This window comes from Paenibacillus sp. OT2-17 (assembly GCF_009827695.1).
Taxonomy (GTDB): domain Bacteria; phylum Bacillota; class Bacilli; order Paenibacillales; family Paenibacillaceae; genus Paenibacillus; species Paenibacillus polymyxa_B.
Genome location: NZ_WUDQ01000047.1, coordinates 1 through 19,308, shown reverse-complemented (window position 1 = coordinate 19,308; position 19,308 = coordinate 1). Strand labels below are relative to the sequence as shown.

Annotated in this window: 16 protein-coding genes and 1 pseudogene; 7 read left to right on the top strand and 10 right to left on the bottom strand. The window is 45.0% G+C overall.

Annotation, left to right across the window (positions count from 1 at the left end; all coding sequences use genetic code 11):
* Both GRP75_RS09775 and queF read left to right on the top strand, forming a co-directional pair.
* Nucleotides 1-379: pseudogene (locus GRP75_RS09775) on the top strand (7-carboxy-7-deazaguanine synthase QueE); the annotation flags it as partial.
* A 421-nt stretch (nt 380-800) separates the two neighbouring features.
* Nucleotides 801-1,298 carry a preQ(1) synthase gene (queF, locus tag GRP75_RS09770; protein ID WP_025685165.1) on the top strand — a complete coding sequence of 166 codons (498 nt, stop codon included), beginning with the start codon at nt 801-803 and terminating at the stop codon, nt 1,296-1,298.
* A gap of 113 nt (nt 1,299-1,411) precedes the next feature.
* Here the strand turns inward: queF and GRP75_RS09765 are convergent, their stop codons facing one another.
* The 5 genes from GRP75_RS09765 to GRP75_RS09745 form a co-directional block, all read right to left on the bottom strand.
* On the bottom strand, nt 1,412-2,245 hold the full coding sequence (locus tag GRP75_RS09765) for a helix-turn-helix domain-containing protein (protein ID WP_160789206.1): 834 nt from the start codon (nt 2,243-2,245) through the stop codon (nt 1,412-1,414).
* Between the two features lie 214 nt (nt 2,246-2,459).
* Nucleotides 2,460-3,839, bottom strand: coding sequence for a glycoside hydrolase family 32 protein (locus tag GRP75_RS09760; protein ID WP_160789205.1), 1,380 nt, complete (start codon nt 3,837-3,839; stop codon nt 2,460-2,462).
* Nucleotides 3,832-6,087, bottom strand: coding sequence for a beta-glucosidase BglX (bglX, locus tag GRP75_RS09755; protein WP_160789204.1), 2,256 nt, complete (start codon nt 6,085-6,087; stop codon nt 3,832-3,834). Before bglX ends, GRP75_RS09760 begins: the two co-directional genes overlap by 8 nt.
* An 18-nt stretch (nt 6,088-6,105) precedes the next feature.
* Nucleotides 6,106-7,512: a sucrose-specific PTS transporter subunit IIBC gene (locus GRP75_RS09750; RefSeq protein ID WP_076264421.1), complete on the bottom strand. Its 1,407-nt coding sequence runs from the start codon at nt 7,510-7,512 to the stop codon at nt 6,106-6,108.
* Nucleotides 7,513-7,782: 270 nt separating this feature from the next.
* Nucleotides 7,783-9,552, bottom strand: a complete 1,770-nt coding sequence (locus GRP75_RS09745; protein ID WP_160789203.1) for an acid phosphatase — start codon at nt 9,550-9,552, stop codon at nt 7,783-7,785.
* Nucleotides 9,553-9,861: 309 nt separating this feature from the next.
* On the opposite strand from GRP75_RS09745, the gene GRP75_RS09740 reads away from it, so the two are divergent.
* Both GRP75_RS09740 and GRP75_RS09735 read left to right on the top strand, forming a co-directional pair.
* On the top strand, nt 9,862-10,551 hold the full coding sequence (locus tag GRP75_RS09740) for a hypothetical protein (protein WP_160789202.1): 690 nt from the start codon (nt 9,862-9,864) through the stop codon (nt 10,549-10,551).
* Nucleotides 10,552-10,760: 209 nt separating this feature from the next.
* Complete coding sequence (locus GRP75_RS09735) at nt 10,761-12,029, top strand: MFS transporter (RefSeq protein ID WP_160789201.1); 1,269 nt, start codon at nt 10,761-10,763, stop codon at nt 12,027-12,029.
* Between the two features lie 50 nt (nt 12,030-12,079).
* On the opposite strand, the gene GRP75_RS09730 is transcribed toward GRP75_RS09735, so the two are convergent.
* Nucleotides 12,080-13,006, bottom strand: a complete 927-nt coding sequence (locus GRP75_RS09730) for an EcsC family protein (RefSeq protein WP_160789200.1) — start codon at nt 13,004-13,006, stop codon at nt 12,080-12,082.
* A gap of 133 nt (nt 13,007-13,139) precedes the next feature.
* Between GRP75_RS09730 and GRP75_RS09725 the strand changes: the two genes are divergently transcribed.
* Complete coding sequence (locus tag GRP75_RS09725) at nt 13,140-13,616, top strand: GNAT family N-acetyltransferase (protein WP_160789207.1); 477 nt, start codon at nt 13,140-13,142, stop codon at nt 13,614-13,616.
* 66 nt (nt 13,617-13,682) lie between these two features.
* Here GRP75_RS09725 and GRP75_RS09720 read toward each other — a convergent pair whose 3' ends face one another.
* On the bottom strand, nt 13,683-14,108 hold the full coding sequence (locus GRP75_RS09720) for an Lrp/AsnC family transcriptional regulator (RefSeq protein ID WP_023987353.1): 426 nt from the start codon (nt 14,106-14,108) through the stop codon (nt 13,683-13,685).
* A gap of 158 nt (nt 14,109-14,266) precedes the next feature.
* Between GRP75_RS09720 and GRP75_RS09715 the strand changes: the two genes are divergently transcribed.
* Both GRP75_RS09715 and GRP75_RS09710 read left to right on the top strand, forming a co-directional pair.
* Nucleotides 14,267-15,019, top strand: coding sequence for an MBL fold metallo-hydrolase (locus GRP75_RS09715; RefSeq protein WP_160789199.1), 753 nt, complete (start codon nt 14,267-14,269; stop codon nt 15,017-15,019).
* A 76-nt stretch (nt 15,020-15,095) separates the two neighbouring features.
* The gene (locus tag GRP75_RS09710; RefSeq protein WP_076264425.1) at nt 15,096-15,995 is read left to right on the top strand and encodes a glucose 1-dehydrogenase; all 900 of its coding nucleotides are present in this window, start codon (nt 15,096-15,098) and stop codon (nt 15,993-15,995) included.
* 105 nt (nt 15,996-16,100) lie between these two features.
* Here GRP75_RS09710 and mmsB read toward each other — a convergent pair whose 3' ends face one another.
* The 3 genes from mmsB to GRP75_RS09695 all read right to left on the bottom strand — a co-directional run.
* Nucleotides 16,101-17,264 carry a multiple monosaccharide ABC transporter permease gene (mmsB, locus tag GRP75_RS09705; RefSeq protein ID WP_068938496.1) on the bottom strand — a complete coding sequence of 388 codons (1,164 nt, stop codon included), beginning with the start codon at nt 17,262-17,264 and terminating at the stop codon, nt 16,101-16,103.
* Entirely contained in the window at nt 17,248-18,798 is a 1,551-nt protein-coding gene (mmsA, locus tag GRP75_RS09700; protein WP_068938495.1) for a multiple monosaccharide ABC transporter ATP-binding protein, read from the bottom strand. The genes mmsB and mmsA overlap by 17 nt, the downstream gene beginning before the upstream one ends.
* Nucleotides 18,799-18,830: 32 nt before the next feature.
* Nucleotides 18,831-19,308 (bottom strand): substrate-binding domain-containing protein (locus tag GRP75_RS09695; protein ID WP_160789198.1); only part of this gene is annotated, 478 nt, incomplete at its 5' end.

The following is a 19,308-nucleotide window of genomic DNA, read 5'->3' as shown; positions in this document are numbered from 1 at the left end:
CGTCGCCCGTCTGTCGAACCGGAAGATGGCGGGTGAGCCCCGAGCTACGTCCAACGTCCCAACCGCAACAGGCTTGAAGGAACCCGCTAATGAATCTGCGCAGCTCTATACCGGAGCTTGCAGCTTGAAGGTCGTCATCTTCGATGACACCGATCTTGCCTACGCCCGCACCGTTCACGAGCGCTATCCACACGTACCCTTGTTCCTTCAGACGGGTAATCCAGATGTAAACACGGAGAACACCGGACAGATTGCGGAGTCCCTACTCCATCGTTATGAATGGCTTATCGACCGTGTCATGGACGATTCCCGACTTAACGACGTAAGAGTACTCCCACAGCTCCACACCCTCGTATGGGGCAATAAACGCGGCGTATAACACTTATATGTAATATATTCCGTATGAGCTGTATGTGATACACAAGTTACGCCAAATTAGTCGAAGTACACCCTCGACATCCAAAAGAGAAACCCTCGTCCGTAAGGGCGGGGTTTCTCGCAAAATAACGCTCCTTTCATATAGGAGCGAGCATTATTCACTTCTGCCCCAACCAATATGTAAACGGATAGGGACTTTATGGTGTTGACGGCGGTCGGTAGCGAAGCGGAGGATTTGAAGCTGTAGAAGCGTTAGCGTTCGCCTTTGAAATGGGATTCTAACCTATATCTTTCACCTTATCAGAAAGAATCCCATTTCAACAGCGATCGGAAGATCAAATCATTCGCGGAGCGACCTCCCCACCACCATAACTCCCTATCTCGTTTACCAAACCAAACCAAACTTAAGGAGCCTCATCCATATGACCGGAAGAACACCCGAAGAAATGACCGACGTTACCCTACTTGGCAATCAAGGTACACAATACACGTTTGCCTATGATCCCGCCATTCTCGAAAGCTTTGATAACAAACATCCGTATCGGGATTATTTTGTAAAGTTCAATTGCCCGGAGTTCACCAGCCTGTGCCCGATTACAGGACAGCCTGATTTTGCAACCATCTACATCAGCTACATTCCCGATATTAAAATGGTAGAAAGCAAGTCCCTTAAGCTGTATCTGTTCAGCTTCCGTAACCACGGCGATTTCCATGAAGACTGCGTCAATATCATCATGAATGACTTAATTAAGCTGATGGACCCTCGCTACATTGAAGTATGGGGCAAATTCACGCCACGTGGTGGCATCTCTATCGACCCGTACACCAACTACGGCAAGCCAGGAACGAAGTATGAACAGATAGCGGAGCACCGTATGATGAACCATGATATGTACCCAGAGACGGTAGATAACCGTTAAGCTAATAACTCTCCTAACATAGCGTAAATATCAAGGGGTTGTCCTTAAGTCATCAAATGACTCAGGGACAACCCCTTGGTTGTACTGAAAGGATGCTGTGCATGCTCGTGGCGTTACACATTCAGATCAAATCTTGATTTTTTATATTCATAAGGTGTTTTACCCATAACTTCTCTAAAAGCCTTTCTGAAAGATTTCTCGTTTGGAAACCCGACCTCGTAAGAAATTTCTGTAAGTGACTTATTAGTTGAATCCAGTAAATCGATCGCCTTCTCCAAACAAAGAATTTGCTTGTATTCGGTAAACGTCTGGCCTGTATATTCATGAAACATTCGCGACAAATAAGCCTCCGAATAACCGCAGATACGGGCCGTTTTGGCCAGGCTAATATTTTCAGTATAATGCTCTTTAATAAAGTCCATGATTGTCTTTATCTTTCGTTGCTTTTCACTAAATACTTCCGGTGGAATGTCTGTTGCCTGACTAAAATGATTGACAAGCAAATATTTCAGTTCAATAATTCGGCTTTGCTCTAAAATGTAGTCGTATTTGCTTTTGGAAATATGTAGATCATATATATCCATAAACAATCCTCTTAATTTAGAGATTATAGTATCTTCAACTTGTTTCTCTTGCGTGTTTAACTGTATGATTACTTGTTCATTGGCAAAGAAAGTGTCTGGAAATTGCAGCACAATGACTTGGTTCTCCGTAATGCTCTGCGTGGAATGCGGGACATTGCTGTTAATGAATAGCGCATCCTTTTCCATCAAAATAGTTATTTTTCCTTCATGCCACACCTTTAGACTTCCACTTGTACAGTAGATCAACTCCATATTGCTGTGAAAATGCATAGGAATGACTCTTTCTGTATCTCTGGATTGGAACATAAAAAGGTTAATCATTTTTTTTCTGTCTATTTCGATATGTTCATATATTTTTTTCATCACCACACCTCATCAGCAGCCATGAGTGATCCATCTGTATTCTATATTAAGCAATAAACTCTTATACTAATACTCATACTATACCGATAGTAAAATGCCCGGACAAGCAGAATCTATTCAACGGACCAAAATAAAAAAGAAGGCAGTTCTTCCCGTAAACGGGATAATGAACAGCCTTCCTTAGCCTACTTGCAACTCGGCAAGCAAAAAAATGTTAACCTACACATTCCTGCAACTGATACATTCTAACTTCACCTACATTGTCTCCTGCCTCAAGCAATACATTGCGTTGGTCTGCATCTTCTATGAAATAACGCAGGGAAAACACTTCTTCACCCTCGTTAATAAATATTTCCAAGCTTGAGCTTTCAATGAATATTTGCATTTCTGCAAGCTTATTATTTAATGTTGCTTTTCTGTACTCCCTCTCGCCAGTCAACCAGTTTGTTCTCCAAACTGTCAGACTATTTTGTTCCCAATCATAGTCAATTTGCACAGCATCCCTAATGATCATTTTAAAGTTTTCTGTGAGTAAGGAAAAATGAACAATGAGCTCCGCTTGTGTAGAAGGCAGCACCCACTCACTACTACTTTGAATTTCCCCTTTGTAATGCATGCCATCCAGTCTTAACAATTGTAATTCCGGCAATGGTTTCTGGTACAACACACCGTTCATCAACACCATTTCTCTAGGAAGAGTCAACGCATGAACCCAGCCCTCCTGAATGGTCGGGACAGCCCTCTCCGCTTCTTCATTCATGGCGCTCATCCATCCGAACATAATGGTTCTCTCATTAACCTTAAATGATTGTGGCGCGTAAAAATCAAATCCTCGATCAAGCTCTTTAAAATCGGAAAGGTTGCCGTTAAATTTGCCTGTATTCGATAATTTGCCAACAATATAACCCGATTGATTAGGATTTTTATAATATTCGCCTCTCTCCGGTAAACCCTGAGGAGAGAAAACAAAAACATCATTTTCGGCAAAATGAAGTACATCTGGACATTCCCACATATATCCAAATTGATGATCATGATCAACAAATGATCCTTGGCATTCCCATTCGGACAAATTTTTAGATTTGTAGATAAGCGTATCTCCAGTCAAATCTTCTCTCTGAGCACCAACAATCAACCACCAGTTCCCGTGTTGGTCTCTCCATACTTTTGGATCTCGAACATGCCTGGTATAACCTTTGGGGTGCTCAAACAAGGGACCTATTTTTTGGAAATACTCGCCATCCTCCGAAATCGCGGCGCATTGATAGCTTTCTTTTACTCCATCATCTCGGATTACATTTCCTGTATAAAACAGATACAGCTTTTCATTATGAACAATGCCTCCGCCCGAATAAATGCCATCCTTGTCATACCATTCTGAAGGCTCCAGCGCGACACTTTTCCTTTGCCAGTGCACCAGATCGCTAGAAACAACATGGCCCCAGCATTTATTTTTATGCTCCGTTCCTTTTGGATTCCACTGATAGAACACATGATATTGATGATTGAAATAGGCAAGTCCATTAGGGTCATTGAGCAAACCGTAAGGAGGAGTAATATGATATTTCAGGTTATACGCGTCGCTTTTATTCATGCTCATCCTCCGGTAAAAAAACAAAACTAAAACTCAGCAAAATTTCCTGCGAGCTTGACCCGATATAAATATCAAATTCGCCAGGTTCACTTTTGTATTGCATTTCACGATCATAAAATTTAAGCATCTCTTCATGAATTGAAAATTCGACATTTTGGGTTTCGCCACTTTGCAAAAAAACTTTTTTAAAGTCTTTTAATTCTTTCACTGGTCTTGCAACACTTGCAAATTTATCGCGAATATATAATTGGATCGTTTCCTTTCCATCATAAATTCCAGTGTTGGTGACAGAAATACAGATATCAACTGACTCATTTTTTTTCATTTCTTTTTGGCTAATTGTTAATAGGCTGTATTCAAATGAGGTATAGGATTTACCATAGCCAAACGGATACAAGGGTTCATTCACTTCATCAATATATCGGGATGCAAACCGATAAGAACCATTTTCCTTTAAATTTGGTCTTCCTGTATTCAACTCATTGTAGGATATCGGAATTTGTCCAACGCTTCGTGGAAAGGTCATGGCTAATTTCCCCGATGGATTGACTTCCCCATACAGTATATTGGCCAGTGCTTCTCCGCCCATCGTTCCTGGATACCAGGCTTGGACAATAGCGTCAACTTTTCCGGCTACTTCGGTAAGAATCAAAGGTCTTCCGCTATAAACGATCAGAACCATCTTTTTGCCCAGTAAACTTAATTCATGGAGCAGTTTCATTTGCGGCTTAGGAAGCGTCGGGTTCGTTCGCGATCCCCCTTCTCCGCTCTGATAAATACTTTCTCCCAAGGCAAGGACAATGACATCCGCTTCGTTAGCATTCCGGATCGCTTCGCGCAGTAGGGCCTCCTCATCCACTGTTTCAGCAGCCAGCTTGTCCGCATATGTTCCAAGGGCTTCTCTCGCATTAGTGGGGAGCATATGCGCCCCTTTGCAAACCGAGAGATTGTCGGGATCAACATGCTTTAATAATCCCATTTTCAAATTGACGGTATCCGCCTCATCCCCCTTAATGGCCCACATGCCCAGGGTAGAGTTTTCATCTGCGTAAGGGCCGATTAAAGCTACTTTGGTATGTTTAGACAATGGCAGTAGTTGATTTTCATTTTTCAGCAAGACTACGGATTCTTCAGCCAAGGACAGCGCGGCTTTTTTATGTTCATCTGACAGAATACTGTTTCTCGACCGCTGAACGGTTTCCTGTAATCCGCGGAACGGGTCCTCAAAAAGCCCCAAATCATTTTTTAGCTTTAAAACACGGTATACAGCCTCATTCAAAAGCTCCAGCATATGCTCGTTATCCGATACTACTTTCTCCAATTGATTGGCATATATCGCTGTCTTCATATCCACATCAACACCAGCCAATAACGAAATCCTTGCGGCTGAAGCCTCGTCTTCAGCATAACCGTGCATGATCAGTTCTTCTATAGCGGCGTAATCCGAGATCAACACACCATTAAAGTTCATTTCTTGTCTTAGCACGTCGCGGTTAAGCCACTCGTTTCCTGTCGCAGGGACGCCGTTCAAGGTATTAAAGGCCGTCATAACAAGCTTTGCCCCCGCTTCGATTGCAGCTTGATACCCTGGTAAATAATATTCTCGCAGCGTATGCTCCGACATATCCACGGCGTTATACTCACGTCCAGCGACAGGTGCCCCATAAGCGGCAAAATGCTTGACGCAAGCGGCAATTTTATTGGCTGGTATGATCCCTTCCAAGCTTCTTCCCTGAATCCCCTGAACCATGCTTTCAGCGTATTTCTTCGCTAGCAAAGTATCCTCTCCAGGCGATTCCATCACCCGCCCCCAACGGGGATCTCTAACGATATCTACCATGGGGGAAAAGGTCACGTGAACACCTTCGTCGTAACATTCCTGGGCAGCAATCGAACCCGCATGTTCTATTCCCTCATAATTCCAACTACATGCTTGTGCAATCGGAATCGGGAAGATAGTTCGATACCCATAGATAATATCTGCCATGAACAGCAGCGGAATTTTATGAATCGATTTTTCCAAATAATCCGTTTGCAACTGGATAATTTTTTCCGGATTAGTGATGTTCAATATGGATCCTGTGTTATATATATTGTAGCCGGCGTTTAACCCTAATTTTTTTAAAGGCCCTGTCACAACAGTGTCTATATCCCCTTCAAAAAAATCACCGGTCAGTTGGATGAGCTGGCCTATTTTCTCTTCTATTGAAAGGCTGTCCAATTTCTTAAGCAGTGTGTTGTTGTCCATGATTCTCCCCACATCATTTTATTTGTTATCTGTTTTTTCTTTAAACCCAAAGATCCACGTTAGCGAAAATGCTACAGCAAAGCCGATTACACAAACTAAAATGTAAAGAAATATCTGATTGTTCAGGTACAATAACATTCCAGGTAGGGCTGTAATCGACATACCCGTTGCTTGAATATTAAATATACGTGCGAAGAAACCACCAACCGCTCCTCCAATCAAGCCCATCATGAACGGTTTGCCATATCGAATGTTCACCCCAAAAATAGCGGGTTCTGTAATGCCCAACAACGCAGACAAGGTAGAAGGATAAGCAATGGATTTGGTTTTTACATTTTTAGATTTTAGACCAACAGCTAGCGCAGCACCCGCTTGTGCGCAAATCGACGCCGAACTGATCGGGTTCACCATATTCCAACCATTGCCCACTAACATCTGTATTTCAATCAGGTTTAAGGCATGGTGTAGTCCGGTAACTACAATAATCTGATTGATGCCACCGTAAATAAATCCGCCGATGCCGTATGGTAATTTCAAAATGGCGGTAACAGCCATTAATATTAAAGTTTCCACCTCGTGAAAAATGGGACCAATTACGAACAATCCCAGTACCAGTGTTATTAATAATGTTAGAAACGGTGTTAGAATTAAGTCCAATGCATCGGGGACTGATTTTCTGATTTTCTTCTCCAGCATCGCCCCCACGACACCTATTATGAAAGCAGGCAGAACCGAGCCCTGATAGCCTGCAATTTTAATGAATCCGAAAAACACTAGTGGTTCCTGAACTTTTTGGGCGACATCCCAGGATGTAGGCAACGAAGGACTCACTAACATTAATCCAATCAAAATCCCCAATAGTGGCGATCCACCAAACACCCGGAAGGCCGACCAACATACCAACACGGGTAAAAATGCAAAAGCCGTATCGGTCAATATTTGCGTAAACAATATGAAATTCGCAGAAATATGATCAGGCGTAAGTCCAAATAACTGGAGCAGTGCAGGCTGAGTTACTAAGCCTCTAACTCCCATGAATAATCCTGTAGCTACCAATGCGGGCATAATCGGAACAAATACATCCCCGAAAACTCGGATCATTCTTTTGAACCGATTATCATCTTGGGTGGAGGCCATTTCTTTCAAATCAGCCTTTGATGTAGCAGATATGCTTTGACCAACCATGGCATCGTATACTTTATTTACAGTACCGGTTCCAAAAATAATTTGATATTGCCCAGAGGTAAAGAAAACGCCTTTGGCCTTATCAATATTCTCAATAAATTCATCATCAATAATTTCTCTATCTTTTACAATCAGCCTCAGCCGTGTGGCACAATGTGCCATGGAAATAATATTGTCTTCTCCGCCAAGCCCTTTAATGACATCTTGGGCTATTTTAACGTATTCCTTTTCAAGACTCATCAGTCTCTTCCTTTCCTCTGTTCCTCTTAGTTAGTCTGAATCATTTGAAAATTTGATCAAATATGCTTCTTAAGAATATCATGACTGCGCTTTCAAACAGCGGGATTATTTTACTACATTAAGGTCAAATTTTGACCTTTTTATACTCTTGATTAATTATGATGAAACAATAAAGTGCACCCCTAGAATACACACTGGAATAACCTTCTGGTTTATCCCCATGTATTTTAAAGGTGCACTTTAATTGTTGTATAGAGAGTTACTTACGTTTTACTTAGTGACTTTCAACTGAGCACTGTCAGCTGTATAGAAAACCTTCACTTTATAATTGCTTGGTAAGCCTACTGTTTCAATCGAAGAAAATGCTCCATTCCGTTTAGCATAAGTTAAGATCGTAACACCATTAGCCGGTACATATTTGTTAGAAAAATTCAGACGTAATTTTCCGTTGAGTATAGCTGTTCCTTTTATTTTGAGCACATCATTTTTACTGCGCAGGTTAAGCTCAAGTGTTCCCTTGGCAGATTGTCTGTAATTTCCGCCAATAATCAGCTTTCCAGAAGCATTTTTAAGAAGAGTTCCCCCATTATTCGTAATTCCACCACTTCCGAAAGCCGTTTCCGTATTTCCCTCCAGAGTACCTTGGTCGATCTGTGTACCGCCGGAATACGTATTGTTGCCCATTAGCTTCAACGTACCTGTTCCCTTTTTAGTCAGCTTTCCAACGCCGGAGATATTGTTGCGCCAGCGATCCAGTGCATTGAAACCGCCTTTGGAAGCGTCCATATTTACCGCAACATTATTGGTGAAAGCACCGTAGCCATCCGCGGCGGAAAACAGGTTCAATCGTCCCCATCCCTCAGCATCATCAAGTACAGGATAGCCGGAAGGAATCCCTGTAGTAGCCAAAACCCAACGACGTTGTGTGCTATCCAGGTAAGGCAAGCGTGTCTCCAACAGTACCTCAGCTCCCTTAGGCACTGTCATTGGCGTCGTAGTTGGATTAACCTGACTGAATCCGTATGTTAATCGTTGATTATAATTTTTTTTGTTTGTGGCATAATTGCTGAACCGATCTGGAGCTGTACCTTTTTGAGACAGCAGTTGTTTGCGAGCATCCTGATAAGCCGCTTTCTTCAAGCTGCTATTGGCCGGATCAGACAAGATAGCGGCAGCCATCGCCGTTGCCATGACACGTCCTCCCATAACATCAAGTGGGGAGTGCATACCGGCAACAACACGGTTATTGCCCAGCTCCGAAGCTCGTGTCAGCAGTTCCTGATAACGCTCCGGCACGGCGTAGGCCATAGCAATAGAACTGAGATACGCAGCATTGGTATGACCGCTAGGAAAGCCGCCATCGCTAGTAGCATCAGCTTTGAGAGCGGGAATAAGGCTCGGAACAACCACTGAGTTATCGCTCCAGCGAAACGGGCGAGGATAGCTAAAGTAAGACTTAGCCGGATTCGTCGTAGAGTATTCCCCGCGCAAGATATTTACCAGATTTACAATGTTGCCGAGATTGGAGCTTGTACTCCCTGCATTCGTTCCCTCATCTTCGTATTTCTTAGTCAGGGCATCTGCTGGAATGTCGTTGATCGTTGTCGTGGCACCTGCATTCTTTCGATATACATCAGTGAGCGAACCCAGACCGTCAATCACACTGTAGCTCTGGTTTCTGCGATCATCCAAATAAGCCGCATCGGCCTCACTGGAAGTGCGCCGGGCAGCTATATCAATCACTTTTTGAATATTGGCGTCCAGCACGCTAGTGTTTAGCTTGGTACCTGTATCCCAAGTAGCGCCGGGAGTCCAAAGCTTATTAAATTCGGAGAGCAACCCGAGGGTCGGATTAGAGCTTTCCGTCTTATTTGCAGAACTATTATTTTTATAATGATCTACGAAATATCCCCACGATGGTTCTGTTGGAGTTACCGTTGTTGGTAGGGTTGCCGCACTCGCATAACTTCCACCCAGGGAACTTAGAAGTAATGGTAAAGATAGTAATGCAACTGATAGTGGTTTCCTTAGCGATTTCATTCTCAAATCAGATCCTCTCTTCTCTTGTGCTCTTCATACTTTCTCTACGAAGCTATTACCTATACAGCAAGTTGTATGACATAAAGAATCATATCTTAAGTTTGTTAAATAAAGAGCTTAGTTTTGTTAAATTCTTCTTGCTTATTTATATGTAAGGATTTTGCAAAATCCTCATGTAAAAGAATATCAACAACACTCAACATAGAAATAGTTTTAGTGTGTTTGTAATACTTTCACCATGTTGATGTGTCCTGATGATCAATATAGTGTAGTAGTAAATCATAAAATTTAATTAAGGTAGGTTGTCTTATGAACGAAGAAGAGACTATTGCTTTCAGGTGTGGATCATGTAAACAGGTACCAGATAAACCCCTATTAGAAAACAAGAACTTTGAGATTGTGGCCATCGAAGATGCTATGGACTGGTCTGATTTCAAGCATGACCCCCCAGATCTAAATCGTGAAATATGGGAAAGAGCGTTGAAGTCCCCGGAAAAAGGTGACTTAAAAAAAGTACAAGTATATTTTCCTTTTCATATGTCCGTTGGAGAAACCTTTTGGACTTTATTCAGACCTGCTTTGTCAAACTTTAATGGTTGGGATGAGCATCCTGATGAGATCAACTTCTCTGCGTTTATAAAATGTAGATTTGAAGACATCATATCCAAAAATGAAAAAAGAGCTTGGATCAATGTCAGAGTGGAGGAAGTTCTGTTACTAAAAGATGTATGTAATGAAATTCCACCGCGTGATGGAGCAGGCTATTTGGATTCATTTCATATGTTTGGAGAGCCTCAACTATTTCAATACAAGGATTGGATTTTCCTTGATGCAAACGCACAAAGTAATCTTGGTATTTGGGCATTAATTAAAAGATTTAAGGATTATAACCATTTGGTGGCATATGGATCGTGGGAATTTCACTCTAACATGGTCTACTGTGGAAATCTAATAATTCCTGAAGAGGAGTTGAACCCATTCATGCATATTAGCGGGTAAAATGATAAGTAAAGGATACCTTATAACAGATACAATACACCCAGAGCAAAGGTAATCTATCGTGAATTAAAGGATCGAGTAATAAAGAGTATCCAGCAGAATGGGCAAGCAGCGATGAGTAAAGGGGGACTTTATCCCACTTTCAGCCATTTGCTGCAAACGGATCGCTTCCTATATCTTAAAATATACATACATATTCGGAGGTTGCCATGACTAGTAAATCTGCTACAAAAAATGAAACAGGCCAATCGCTCCCCCTCCCGGGTCCACAAGCGAAAGGCACCGTTTTTGCGATTCTGATTGCGATCAGTTTCGTCCATCTGTTCAATGACTCGATTCAATCGGTCATTCCAGCGATCTTTCCGATCTTAAAGGAATCTATGAACCTGAGCTACACGCAAATCGGCTGGATTTCATTCGCGATCAATTTTACAGCTTCAATCATGCAGCCCGTGATTGGCTTGTTTTCGGACAAACGACCTACGCCAGCTATCCTTCCCATCGGTATGGGCTTTACGCTGACCGGCATGCTGCTGCTCGCCTATGCTGCCGATTATAAAGCGGTGCTGATCGCAGTCATCTTTGTGGGTCTGGGCTCGGCTGCCTTTCACCCTGAAGGCTCGCGCGTATCCCATATGGCGGCAGGATCACGCCGGGGCTTAGCACAATCCATTTTTCAAGTTGGCGGCAATGCGGGCCAATCGCTGGCGCCGATGCTCACGAGCTGGATTTTTATCCCGTTGGGACAATTCGGTGCGATCTGGTTCACAGGTATTGCAGCAGCGGGAATTGTGGTGCAATCGTTCATCGCCCGCTGGTACGGTAACGTCCTGCGTACAGAAGGCATTGCACGCAAAAAAGCGGTGGCACGCCGCATGAAGCCCGAAGTGCGTAACCGTGTTATGTTTGCCATGATTGTCCTCATTCTACTGGTATTCGTCCGTTCGTGGTACTCGACCTCGGTCGGAAGCTACTATTCGTTTTACCTGATGGAAGTATTCAAAATGCCATTGGCTGATGCACAGCTTTACATTTTCCTGTTCCTCGGGGCTGGAGCGCTGGGCACCTTCTTTGGCGGTCCGCTGGCGGACCGTTTTGGTAAACGCAATATGATTTTTCTGTCCATGGTATTAGCTGCACCACTCGCGTTGCTGCTGCCTTATGCCAACCAATTCTGGACGGCAATCCTGCTGGCGATTATCGGATTTATTATGCTGTCTAGCTTTTCGGTCACAGTCGTATATGCACAGATGCTCGTGCCTGGTAAAATCGGGACCGTGTCCGGTCTCATTACGGGCCTGGCTTTTGGCCTTGGGGGTGTGGGCGCACTCGTGCTCGGCAACTGGATCGACAAAGTAGGCATCACTCACATCATGTTCCTGTGCGGCTTTTTGCCACTGCTCGGCATCTTAACCTTCCTGCTTCCTACAGATAAAACCCTGAACCGCTGGGCGGAAGAAAATGGAGCCGAAGTGTAACAGGCAAACGTGTGGCGGCCATCTTGGCCGCTGCACACCTTTATAGCCAACTAACGTGATTCCTCACTCTCTACTTCTGCCAAACGCATCAAAATACGACGCTTCCGATACAACATTTTCCCTGCTTCTGCTACGTCACTAATAGCGCTTCGATTCGCGATGGAGCCGAACAAAATGCCCGCAATCGGGACCATTTGAAGCAGCTTTTTCCATCCAAACTGATCACGGTAGGTGTTAATAACCTCTCTCCATCCCTGCATCTGGGAAAAAACCTGTGCCTGACGTGAAGGATCATCAAACAAAGCCAGCTCCTCTAAAACAGCCTTTTTACCCACAATATCGGATGAAGCGAATTGCATACATTTAATAATAAAAATGCGTTCCTGCTTATCATGGGGATTAAAGCCATAACACAAGGCTATTTCCTGAAGCACTTTGAGTGACAAGCCGAGCAAAAGAGGAATATCCGCCGCAATCGTAAACACACCCCCAATCCCCGTTGTTGCTCCCTGAGCGGTGGCAAAGGTAATGCGACCCGCCGTCATCTCGTCAGCAGTCCGATCCATGATTGTTAGCGGGAGCTCAGCCGCCTGTTTCAACTCCCACATAGGTTCGGCACTATGTTCCGAATCAGCGTTTTCCCCGGCACGAGGCAGGTCCTGCGTATCCGAAGCGGAATCTGTACCATTTTGCTGAATTACATGTTCATGGGCCGTCTTTTTCAGCCTGTTCAGAACCGTTTCTTCCTTCACCAAATATTTGCCGCCGTTCTGAATGAAGCTGCCCAGCTCGTTAAGCAGTTGCTCCAGTTTGTCTTTAATGATTTTGGGCGTCAGCCGATCCAGCAGCATAAAAGGCCATCTGCCGATTTTTTCCCAGAAAAAAATGTCCTTCTGTTCCTTTTCCCATTTTTCAATACTCTTCAACTCATGACGCAATACGTCCTGGCTTTCCCGATATTCTGCAAGCTGCTTCATAAGCGTAGACGTCTCCTTTTGACTATGCTAGTTTATGTATGGGTAATACGTAAGCAAGGCGAGTTCAGGTTTCTTTTTTTAGCAAACTAGATGATATAGTAAGTTAAAAATCCGTACAGATCGGAGTGTAATGATGAATAATGTAGAGCTTGTCCCTTACCATTGTGGGCATGATGCCATTTTACATACCTTCTACTTACCTGAGGAGCAGAAGCAGTTTACTGGAATGCCGGATGAAATGTTGACACTGGCCAAGGAAGATCCGCACCGCCATCCTGTCGTGATTACGGCTACTAGAAGACCCGTTGGATTTTTCATTTTATACGATGGGGATGAATTAGCAGACTATACGAATACTGCTGAGGCACTACTGCTGCGCGCGTTCTCTATTCATTACGCAGATCAGGGACAAGGATTCGCTAAAAAAGGGCTGCTTCTACTACCACAGTTCATCGCCAGACACTTCCCACATATTCACGAGATTGTACTGGGCGTCAATGCCCGTAATCTGCCTGCCCAAAATCTGTATCGCAAATGCGGCTTTATCGATGAAGGCAACACTAAAATGGGACAACACGGCTTGCAGCATATTTTTAAAATGAGCCTATAACGTTGACCTCGATAGCCCTCGCCCACATAAAAAAGCTTTCGGCACAAACGCCGAAAGCTTTTATCGTTAAATCTCACCAATGGAAAAACTCAATTTGTAATTACCAAACTTCGTAAGCTCATCCAGCATGGTATTTAACTCTGCCTGTGATGACATGCGCAAGCGCATCCAATAACAGCCTTCCCCACTCACCCGATGGATTTCGACAATATAGGGATGCTCCCGTGCAAAAGCCTGGAAAGCACTGTGAGTCGTTCCTGAATTCAAAAAAACCGTAATAAAGGCATGAATCGTCTGGCCAATTTTCTCAGGGTTCCAGCGCAGCGTATAGCCCTCGATAATGCCCGCATCCTGCATTTTTCGAACACGCGCCCCTACTGCTTGGCCTGTCAAATGAACAAGCTGGCCGATCTCCTTGTTCGATAAAGAGCTGTCTTCAATTAAATGATGAAGAATGCGCAGATCGGTGTCATCAGGTACGAATAGTTCCATAGTTATTTTTCCTTTCATGATGAAACGAGTATGCTGGTTTTCCTTTCAGCAGGCCGTAGCCTGTAGCTCCTTGCGTCAGATATGATTGTAACAGAAACAAAGAACCACCGAAAATACACTTGGTCCAAAAACATTCACTACCAAAGGAGCTTCCATATATGAAAATCACACTAATCCGTAACGCAACCTTATGGTTGGAATACGCTGGAGTAAAATTTCTGATTGATCCGATGTTAAGCGATGCTGGCGCAAATCCGCCAGTTCCCAATACGGAAAATGCCCGCCGTAATCCGCTGGTTCCCTTGCCGCCTCAATGGCAGGCACTCGGACAGCCTGACGTTGTGATCGTCACACATTTACATCCAGATCATTGGGACCCGGCAGCAGTACGCTGGCTGGACAAACAAATTCCCGTCTTCTGTCAGCCCGGAAATGAAGAACAAATCACTGCTGATGGTTTTACACGGGTTACTCCGATTTGGGTGGCTGGTTCTGTGGGAGAAATTGAGATTATCCGTACAGCCGGGCATCACGGCACCGGAGAAATCGGGGAACAGATGGGACCCGTATCCGGCTTTGTGTTTCAGGCACCAGGTGAACCTGTCATCTATTTGGCCGGGGATACGATCTGGTGCAGTGAAGTCGCGGAAGCACTGGATAAATACCGTCCTGAGTGGACAATTGTGAACGCTGGAGGAGCACGGTTTACGGTAGGTGATCCTATTATTATGACTGCCCAAGATGTAACAGCTGTTGCGCAGCATGCCTCTTATACACAAATCGTAGCTGTCCACATGGAGGCAATCAACCATTGTCTACTAACTCGCTCTGAGCTTACAGAACACATCAACCGTGAAGGTTTGGAGGGACGCGTCCATATTCCGGCAGATGGAGCGACGGTTTCGGCATAAGGCGATAATCCTGAGTCACCGCTTGCGCCCATTTTGAATATATTGGATTTCAAAACGCCTAAAGAAGGGATTATCAATGAATTGGCAATATCCTTATTACGGTACAGAAACCCAATGTAAAGAAGTTCCGATTACTTTTCCTCCCCAGCATCAATATAGACAGCCGGGGTTGGAATACCTGATGGTTCCACGCCCTATTTATGATAATCCAAAGTATATCGGCACTGGAAAGCTTCAGGATCGGGTGGCTATTATTAGCGGTGGGGACAGTGGCATTGGTCGCGCCGTTGCAGTGGCATTTGCCAAGGAAGGGGCCGATGTGGTCATTGCCTATCTCGATGAGCATCGAGATGCTATGGAAACCCGTGATGTCATTCACAGGCTTGGCCGACGTTGTTTGTTAACTCCGGGTGATCTAAGGCTAAAAAGCAACTGCTGTCTAGTTGTTCAACAAACGATGGAAACCTTTGGTCGGATTGACATCCTGATTAACAACCTGGGTGTTCAGTTTGTGCGCGAATCGTATCTGGATATCAGTGAGCAGCAGCTTCGTGATACGTTTGATACGAATATTATTTCCTTCTTCCATATGACTACAGAAGCATTGCCGTATATGCGGGCTGGGGCTAGCATCGTCAATACGGCATCGGTGACAGCCTATGTTGGTCAAAAGAATATGATCGACTATTCAGCTACCAAAGGAGCTATCGTCAGCTTCACCCGCGCTTTGGCTAATAATCTGGTCGATCAGGGTATTCGCGTGAATGCCATTGCTCCCGGTCCGATCTGGACTCCGCTGAATCCGGCCACACAGTCGCCTGAAGTCATTCGCACCTTCGGCAGCAATACACCAATGAAGCGTGCCGGGCAGCCTTATGAATTGGCTCCTGCCTATGTGCTGCTGGCTTCGGATGACGGTTCCTACATTACAGGCCAAACGCTGCATGTCAACGGCGGTCAAATGGTCACGACTTAGTTTCGTTGGCTGATAGCCACAAGACCCAACAAGCAAGAAAACCTCCAGCATCCACATTTCTAGTGGAACTGGAGGTTTTCTTGTTTTACGATATCGAATCTGAGCTTAAGCTGATCTTTTGTTTTTGTTGTAAATATCGAAGGCAACCGCCAGCAGCAGCACCAAGCCCTTGATGCCTTGCTGCCAGTCAATACCCAGACCGATCAGAGACATTCCGTTATTCAGTACACCCATGACCAAACCACCGATAATGGCTCCAAAAACGGTTCCGATCCCGCCGGATGCCGAAGCACCGCCGATAAAGCAAGCTGCGATGGCATCCAGCTCAAAGTTCGTACCTGCTCTCGGCGTAGCCGCGTTCAGACGTGCAGCAAAGATCAGACCGGAAATGGCGGCCAGCACGCCCATGTTGACGAATACCCAGAACGTTACTTTTTTCGTTTTGACACCGGACAGACCCGCTGCCTTTTCATTTCCACCCAACGCATACACATGACGGCCCATAATCGTGCGGTTCATGACGAAGGAGTATACAACGATCAGTATGAACAGCAGTACAAGAATGTTAGGTATCCCCGCGTAGCTCGCGAGCATGAAGGTGAACAGATTGATAACCGCAGCCACCACAATCAACTTGAGTACAAATAATGTCTGTGACGGAACCTCGAATCCATATTTAAGCTGCGAACGACGTTCGCGAATTTCGTTCACGATAAACCATACCGTGAGTGCAATGCCGACAATGATGGATACCAGGTTATACCCGGTAGATGAAAAATCCGGCAGGAAGCCTGAACTGATTTTCTGGAATCCCCCCGGAAATGGAGAGATCGATTGGCCTTCCAGCACGATCATTGTCAATCCGCGAAAGAGCAGCATTCCCGCCAATGTAACGATAAATGCCGGAATCCGTACATAAGCGACCCAGAACCCTTGCCATGCGCCGATTAATGCCCCGACCAGCAAGGATGCAATCACAGCGATCCATGCTGGAAGCTGCCAATCGACCATCATTATGGCGGCAACCGCACCGACAAAAGCGGCTATGGAGCCGACGGACAAATCAATATGTCCAGTGATGATGACCAGTACCATCCCGATAGCCAGTACGAGAATATAGCTGTTTTGCAGAATCAGATTGGTAATATTAATCGGCTTCAACAGCAGGCCGCCCGTCAGCACCTCGAACAAAATCATAATGACGACCAGCGCAATCATCATGCCATATTGGCGGATGTTATTTTTAAATAGTTTAGTTATGGTTTCCATGCTTCACGCCTCCTGACTTGGTCATATATTTCATCAACGTTTCCTGCGACGCGTCCTCACGGCTAACCTCTCCAGTGATCCGCCCAGCATTCATGACATAAATCCGGTCACACAAGCCTAGTACCTCTGGTAGCTCGGACGAAATGACCAGCACTCCCTTACCTTCAGCGGCAAGTCGATGAATAATCGTATAAATTTCATATTTGGCGCCCACATCAATACCGCGTGTCGGCTCATCCAGAATCAGAATATCCGGCCCGGCAAAAATCCATTTGCTCAGCACCACCTTCTGCTGATTGCCGCCACTCAGATTACCCGTTTTCTGTAAAATGCTCGGCGCTTTGATGTTCATGCTTTTTTTCATTTCCTCTGCAATAACGACTTCCTCCTGCTCATTGACGACAGCGCCCTTCGTCAGCTTGTTCAGGCCAGTCAGCGAAATATTACGTTTGATGTCATCCATCAGAATGAGGCCATACTCCTTGCGATCCTCTGTCACATAGGCAAAGCCGTTGTTGATCGCGTCCGTAACCGTGTTGTTCTGGATCGGCTTGCCGTCTTTAATCAGCTGACCGGAAATGTTGCGTCCATACGACTTGCCAAAAATGCTCATCGCCAGCTCGGTCCGTCCCGCTCCCATCAGCCCGGCAATACCGACAATTTCACCACGCCGAATGTTCAAATTCACCTGATCCAGCACCTTGCGGTCTGCATGGTGCTCGTGATACACCGTCCAATCCTTCACTTCCAAAACGACTTTGCCAATCTCGGCATGACGCTCTGGATAACGGCTGGTCAGATCACGTCCAACCATGCCGCTAATGATCCGATCCTCCGTAACCTCATCCTTTTTCATATCCAGTGTCTCAATCGTCTTTCCGTCCCGCAAAATCGTAATTGAATCCGACACCTTTGCGACTTCATTCAGCTTGTGGGAGATGAGAATGCAGGAAATGCCCTGTTTTTTAAATTCCAGCATCAAATTAAGCAGATTTTCACTATCATCCTCATTCAACGCCGCTGTCGGTTCATCGAGAATAAGCAGCTTCACCTTTTTTGATAGCGCTTTCGCAATTTCGACTAGTTGTTGCTTCCCAACCCCGATGTTCGTAACTAATGTATTGGGATTTTCACTCAAACCGACCTTGGACAGTAGCTCGCGTGTTCCTACAAAAGTCTCTTTCCAATCAATCACGCCGCCACTGGCGCGTTCGTTGCCCAGATAAATATTTTCCGCAATCGAGAGATACGGGATCAGCGCCAGCTCCTGATGGATAATGACAATGCCCAATTCCTCGCTCTGCTTGATATCCTTGAACTCACACGTTTTGCCCTGGAAAACAATATCCCCTTCATAGGTTCCATGCGGATATACACCGCTTAGTACCTTCATCAGCGTCGATTTGCCTGCACCGTTCTCACCGCACAGGGAATGGATTTCGCCTTCCTTGACCTTGAGATTTACATTTTCCAATGCCTTCACGCCGGGAAAGGTTTTGGTAATTCCCTTCATTTCCAAAATGATTCCAGTCATGGGATACACTCCTTTCGCTTGGATTCCTGCTCTTATTTCAGTCCGATTTGCTCCTTGGTGTAATAGTGACTGCCGACAATATCCTTTTCCACATTCGTCCGATCCACCGAGATTGGATCAAGCAAGTAGGCAGGAATGATCTTTTTACCGTTGTTATAGGATTCGGTGTCATTCACTTCCGCTTGTTTGCCCTGTAAAATGCTGTTGGCCATCACGACCGTTTGCTCAGCCAGCTTGCGAGTATCCTTAAATACAGTTTGCGTCTGCTCCCCAGCCACAATCGACTTGATGGAAGCCAGCTCTGCATCCTGCCCTGTAATGATCGGCAGCGGCTTGTTCGCTGATCCATATCCGACCCCTTTTAGGGATGAAATGATACCGATACTGATTCCGTCATAAGGGGATAGTACCGCGTCCAGATTAGCCCCCGAATAGTACGCACTCAGCAGGTTATCCATTCGCGACTGGGCCAATGCTCCATCCCACCGCAGTGTAGCGATCTGCGCCATC

Coding starts and splice junctions, on each gene's coding strand:
- GRP75_RS09710 (WP_076264425.1), top strand. CDS start 15,096: ATGAATTGGCAATATCCTTATTACGGTACAGAAACCCAATGTAAAGAA.
- mmsA (WP_068938495.1), bottom strand. CDS start 18,798: ATGACTGGAATCATTTTGGAAATGAAGGGAATTACCAAAACCTTTCCC.
- GRP75_RS09760 (WP_160789205.1), bottom strand. CDS start 3,839: ATGAATAAAAGCGACGCGTATAACCTGAAATATCATATTACTCCTCCT.
- GRP75_RS09750 (WP_076264421.1), bottom strand. CDS start 7,512: ATGAGTCTTGAAAAGGAATACGTTAAAATAGCCCAAGATGTCATTAAA.
- GRP75_RS09725 (WP_160789207.1), top strand. CDS start 13,140: ATGAATAATGTAGAGCTTGTCCCTTACCATTGTGGGCATGATGCCATT.
- GRP75_RS09745 (WP_160789203.1), bottom strand. CDS start 9,552: ATGAAATCGCTAAGGAAACCACTATCAGTTGCATTACTATCTTTACCA.
- GRP75_RS09730 (WP_160789200.1), bottom strand. CDS start 13,006: ATGAAGCAGCTTGCAGAATATCGGGAAAGCCAGGACGTATTGCGTCAT.
- bglX (WP_160789204.1), bottom strand. CDS start 6,087: ATGGACAACAACACACTGCTTAAGAAATTGGACAGCCTTTCAATAGAA.
- GRP75_RS09720 (WP_023987353.1), bottom strand. CDS start 14,108: ATGGAACTATTCGTACCTGATGACACCGATCTGCGCATTCTTCATCAT.
- GRP75_RS09735 (WP_160789201.1), top strand. CDS start 10,761: ATGACTAGTAAATCTGCTACAAAAAATGAAACAGGCCAATCGCTCCCC.
- queF (WP_025685165.1), top strand. CDS start 801: ATGACCGGAAGAACACCCGAAGAAATGACCGACGTTACCCTACTTGGC.
- GRP75_RS09715 (WP_160789199.1), top strand. CDS start 14,267: ATGAAAATCACACTAATCCGTAACGCAACCTTATGGTTGGAATACGCT.
- mmsB (WP_068938496.1), bottom strand. CDS start 17,264: ATGGAAACCATAACTAAACTATTTAAAAATAACATCCGCCAATATGGC.
- GRP75_RS09740 (WP_160789202.1), top strand. CDS start 9,862: ATGAACGAAGAAGAGACTATTGCTTTCAGGTGTGGATCATGTAAACAG.
- GRP75_RS09765 (WP_160789206.1), bottom strand. CDS start 2,245: ATGAAAAAAATATATGAACATATCGAAATAGACAGAAAAAAAATGATT.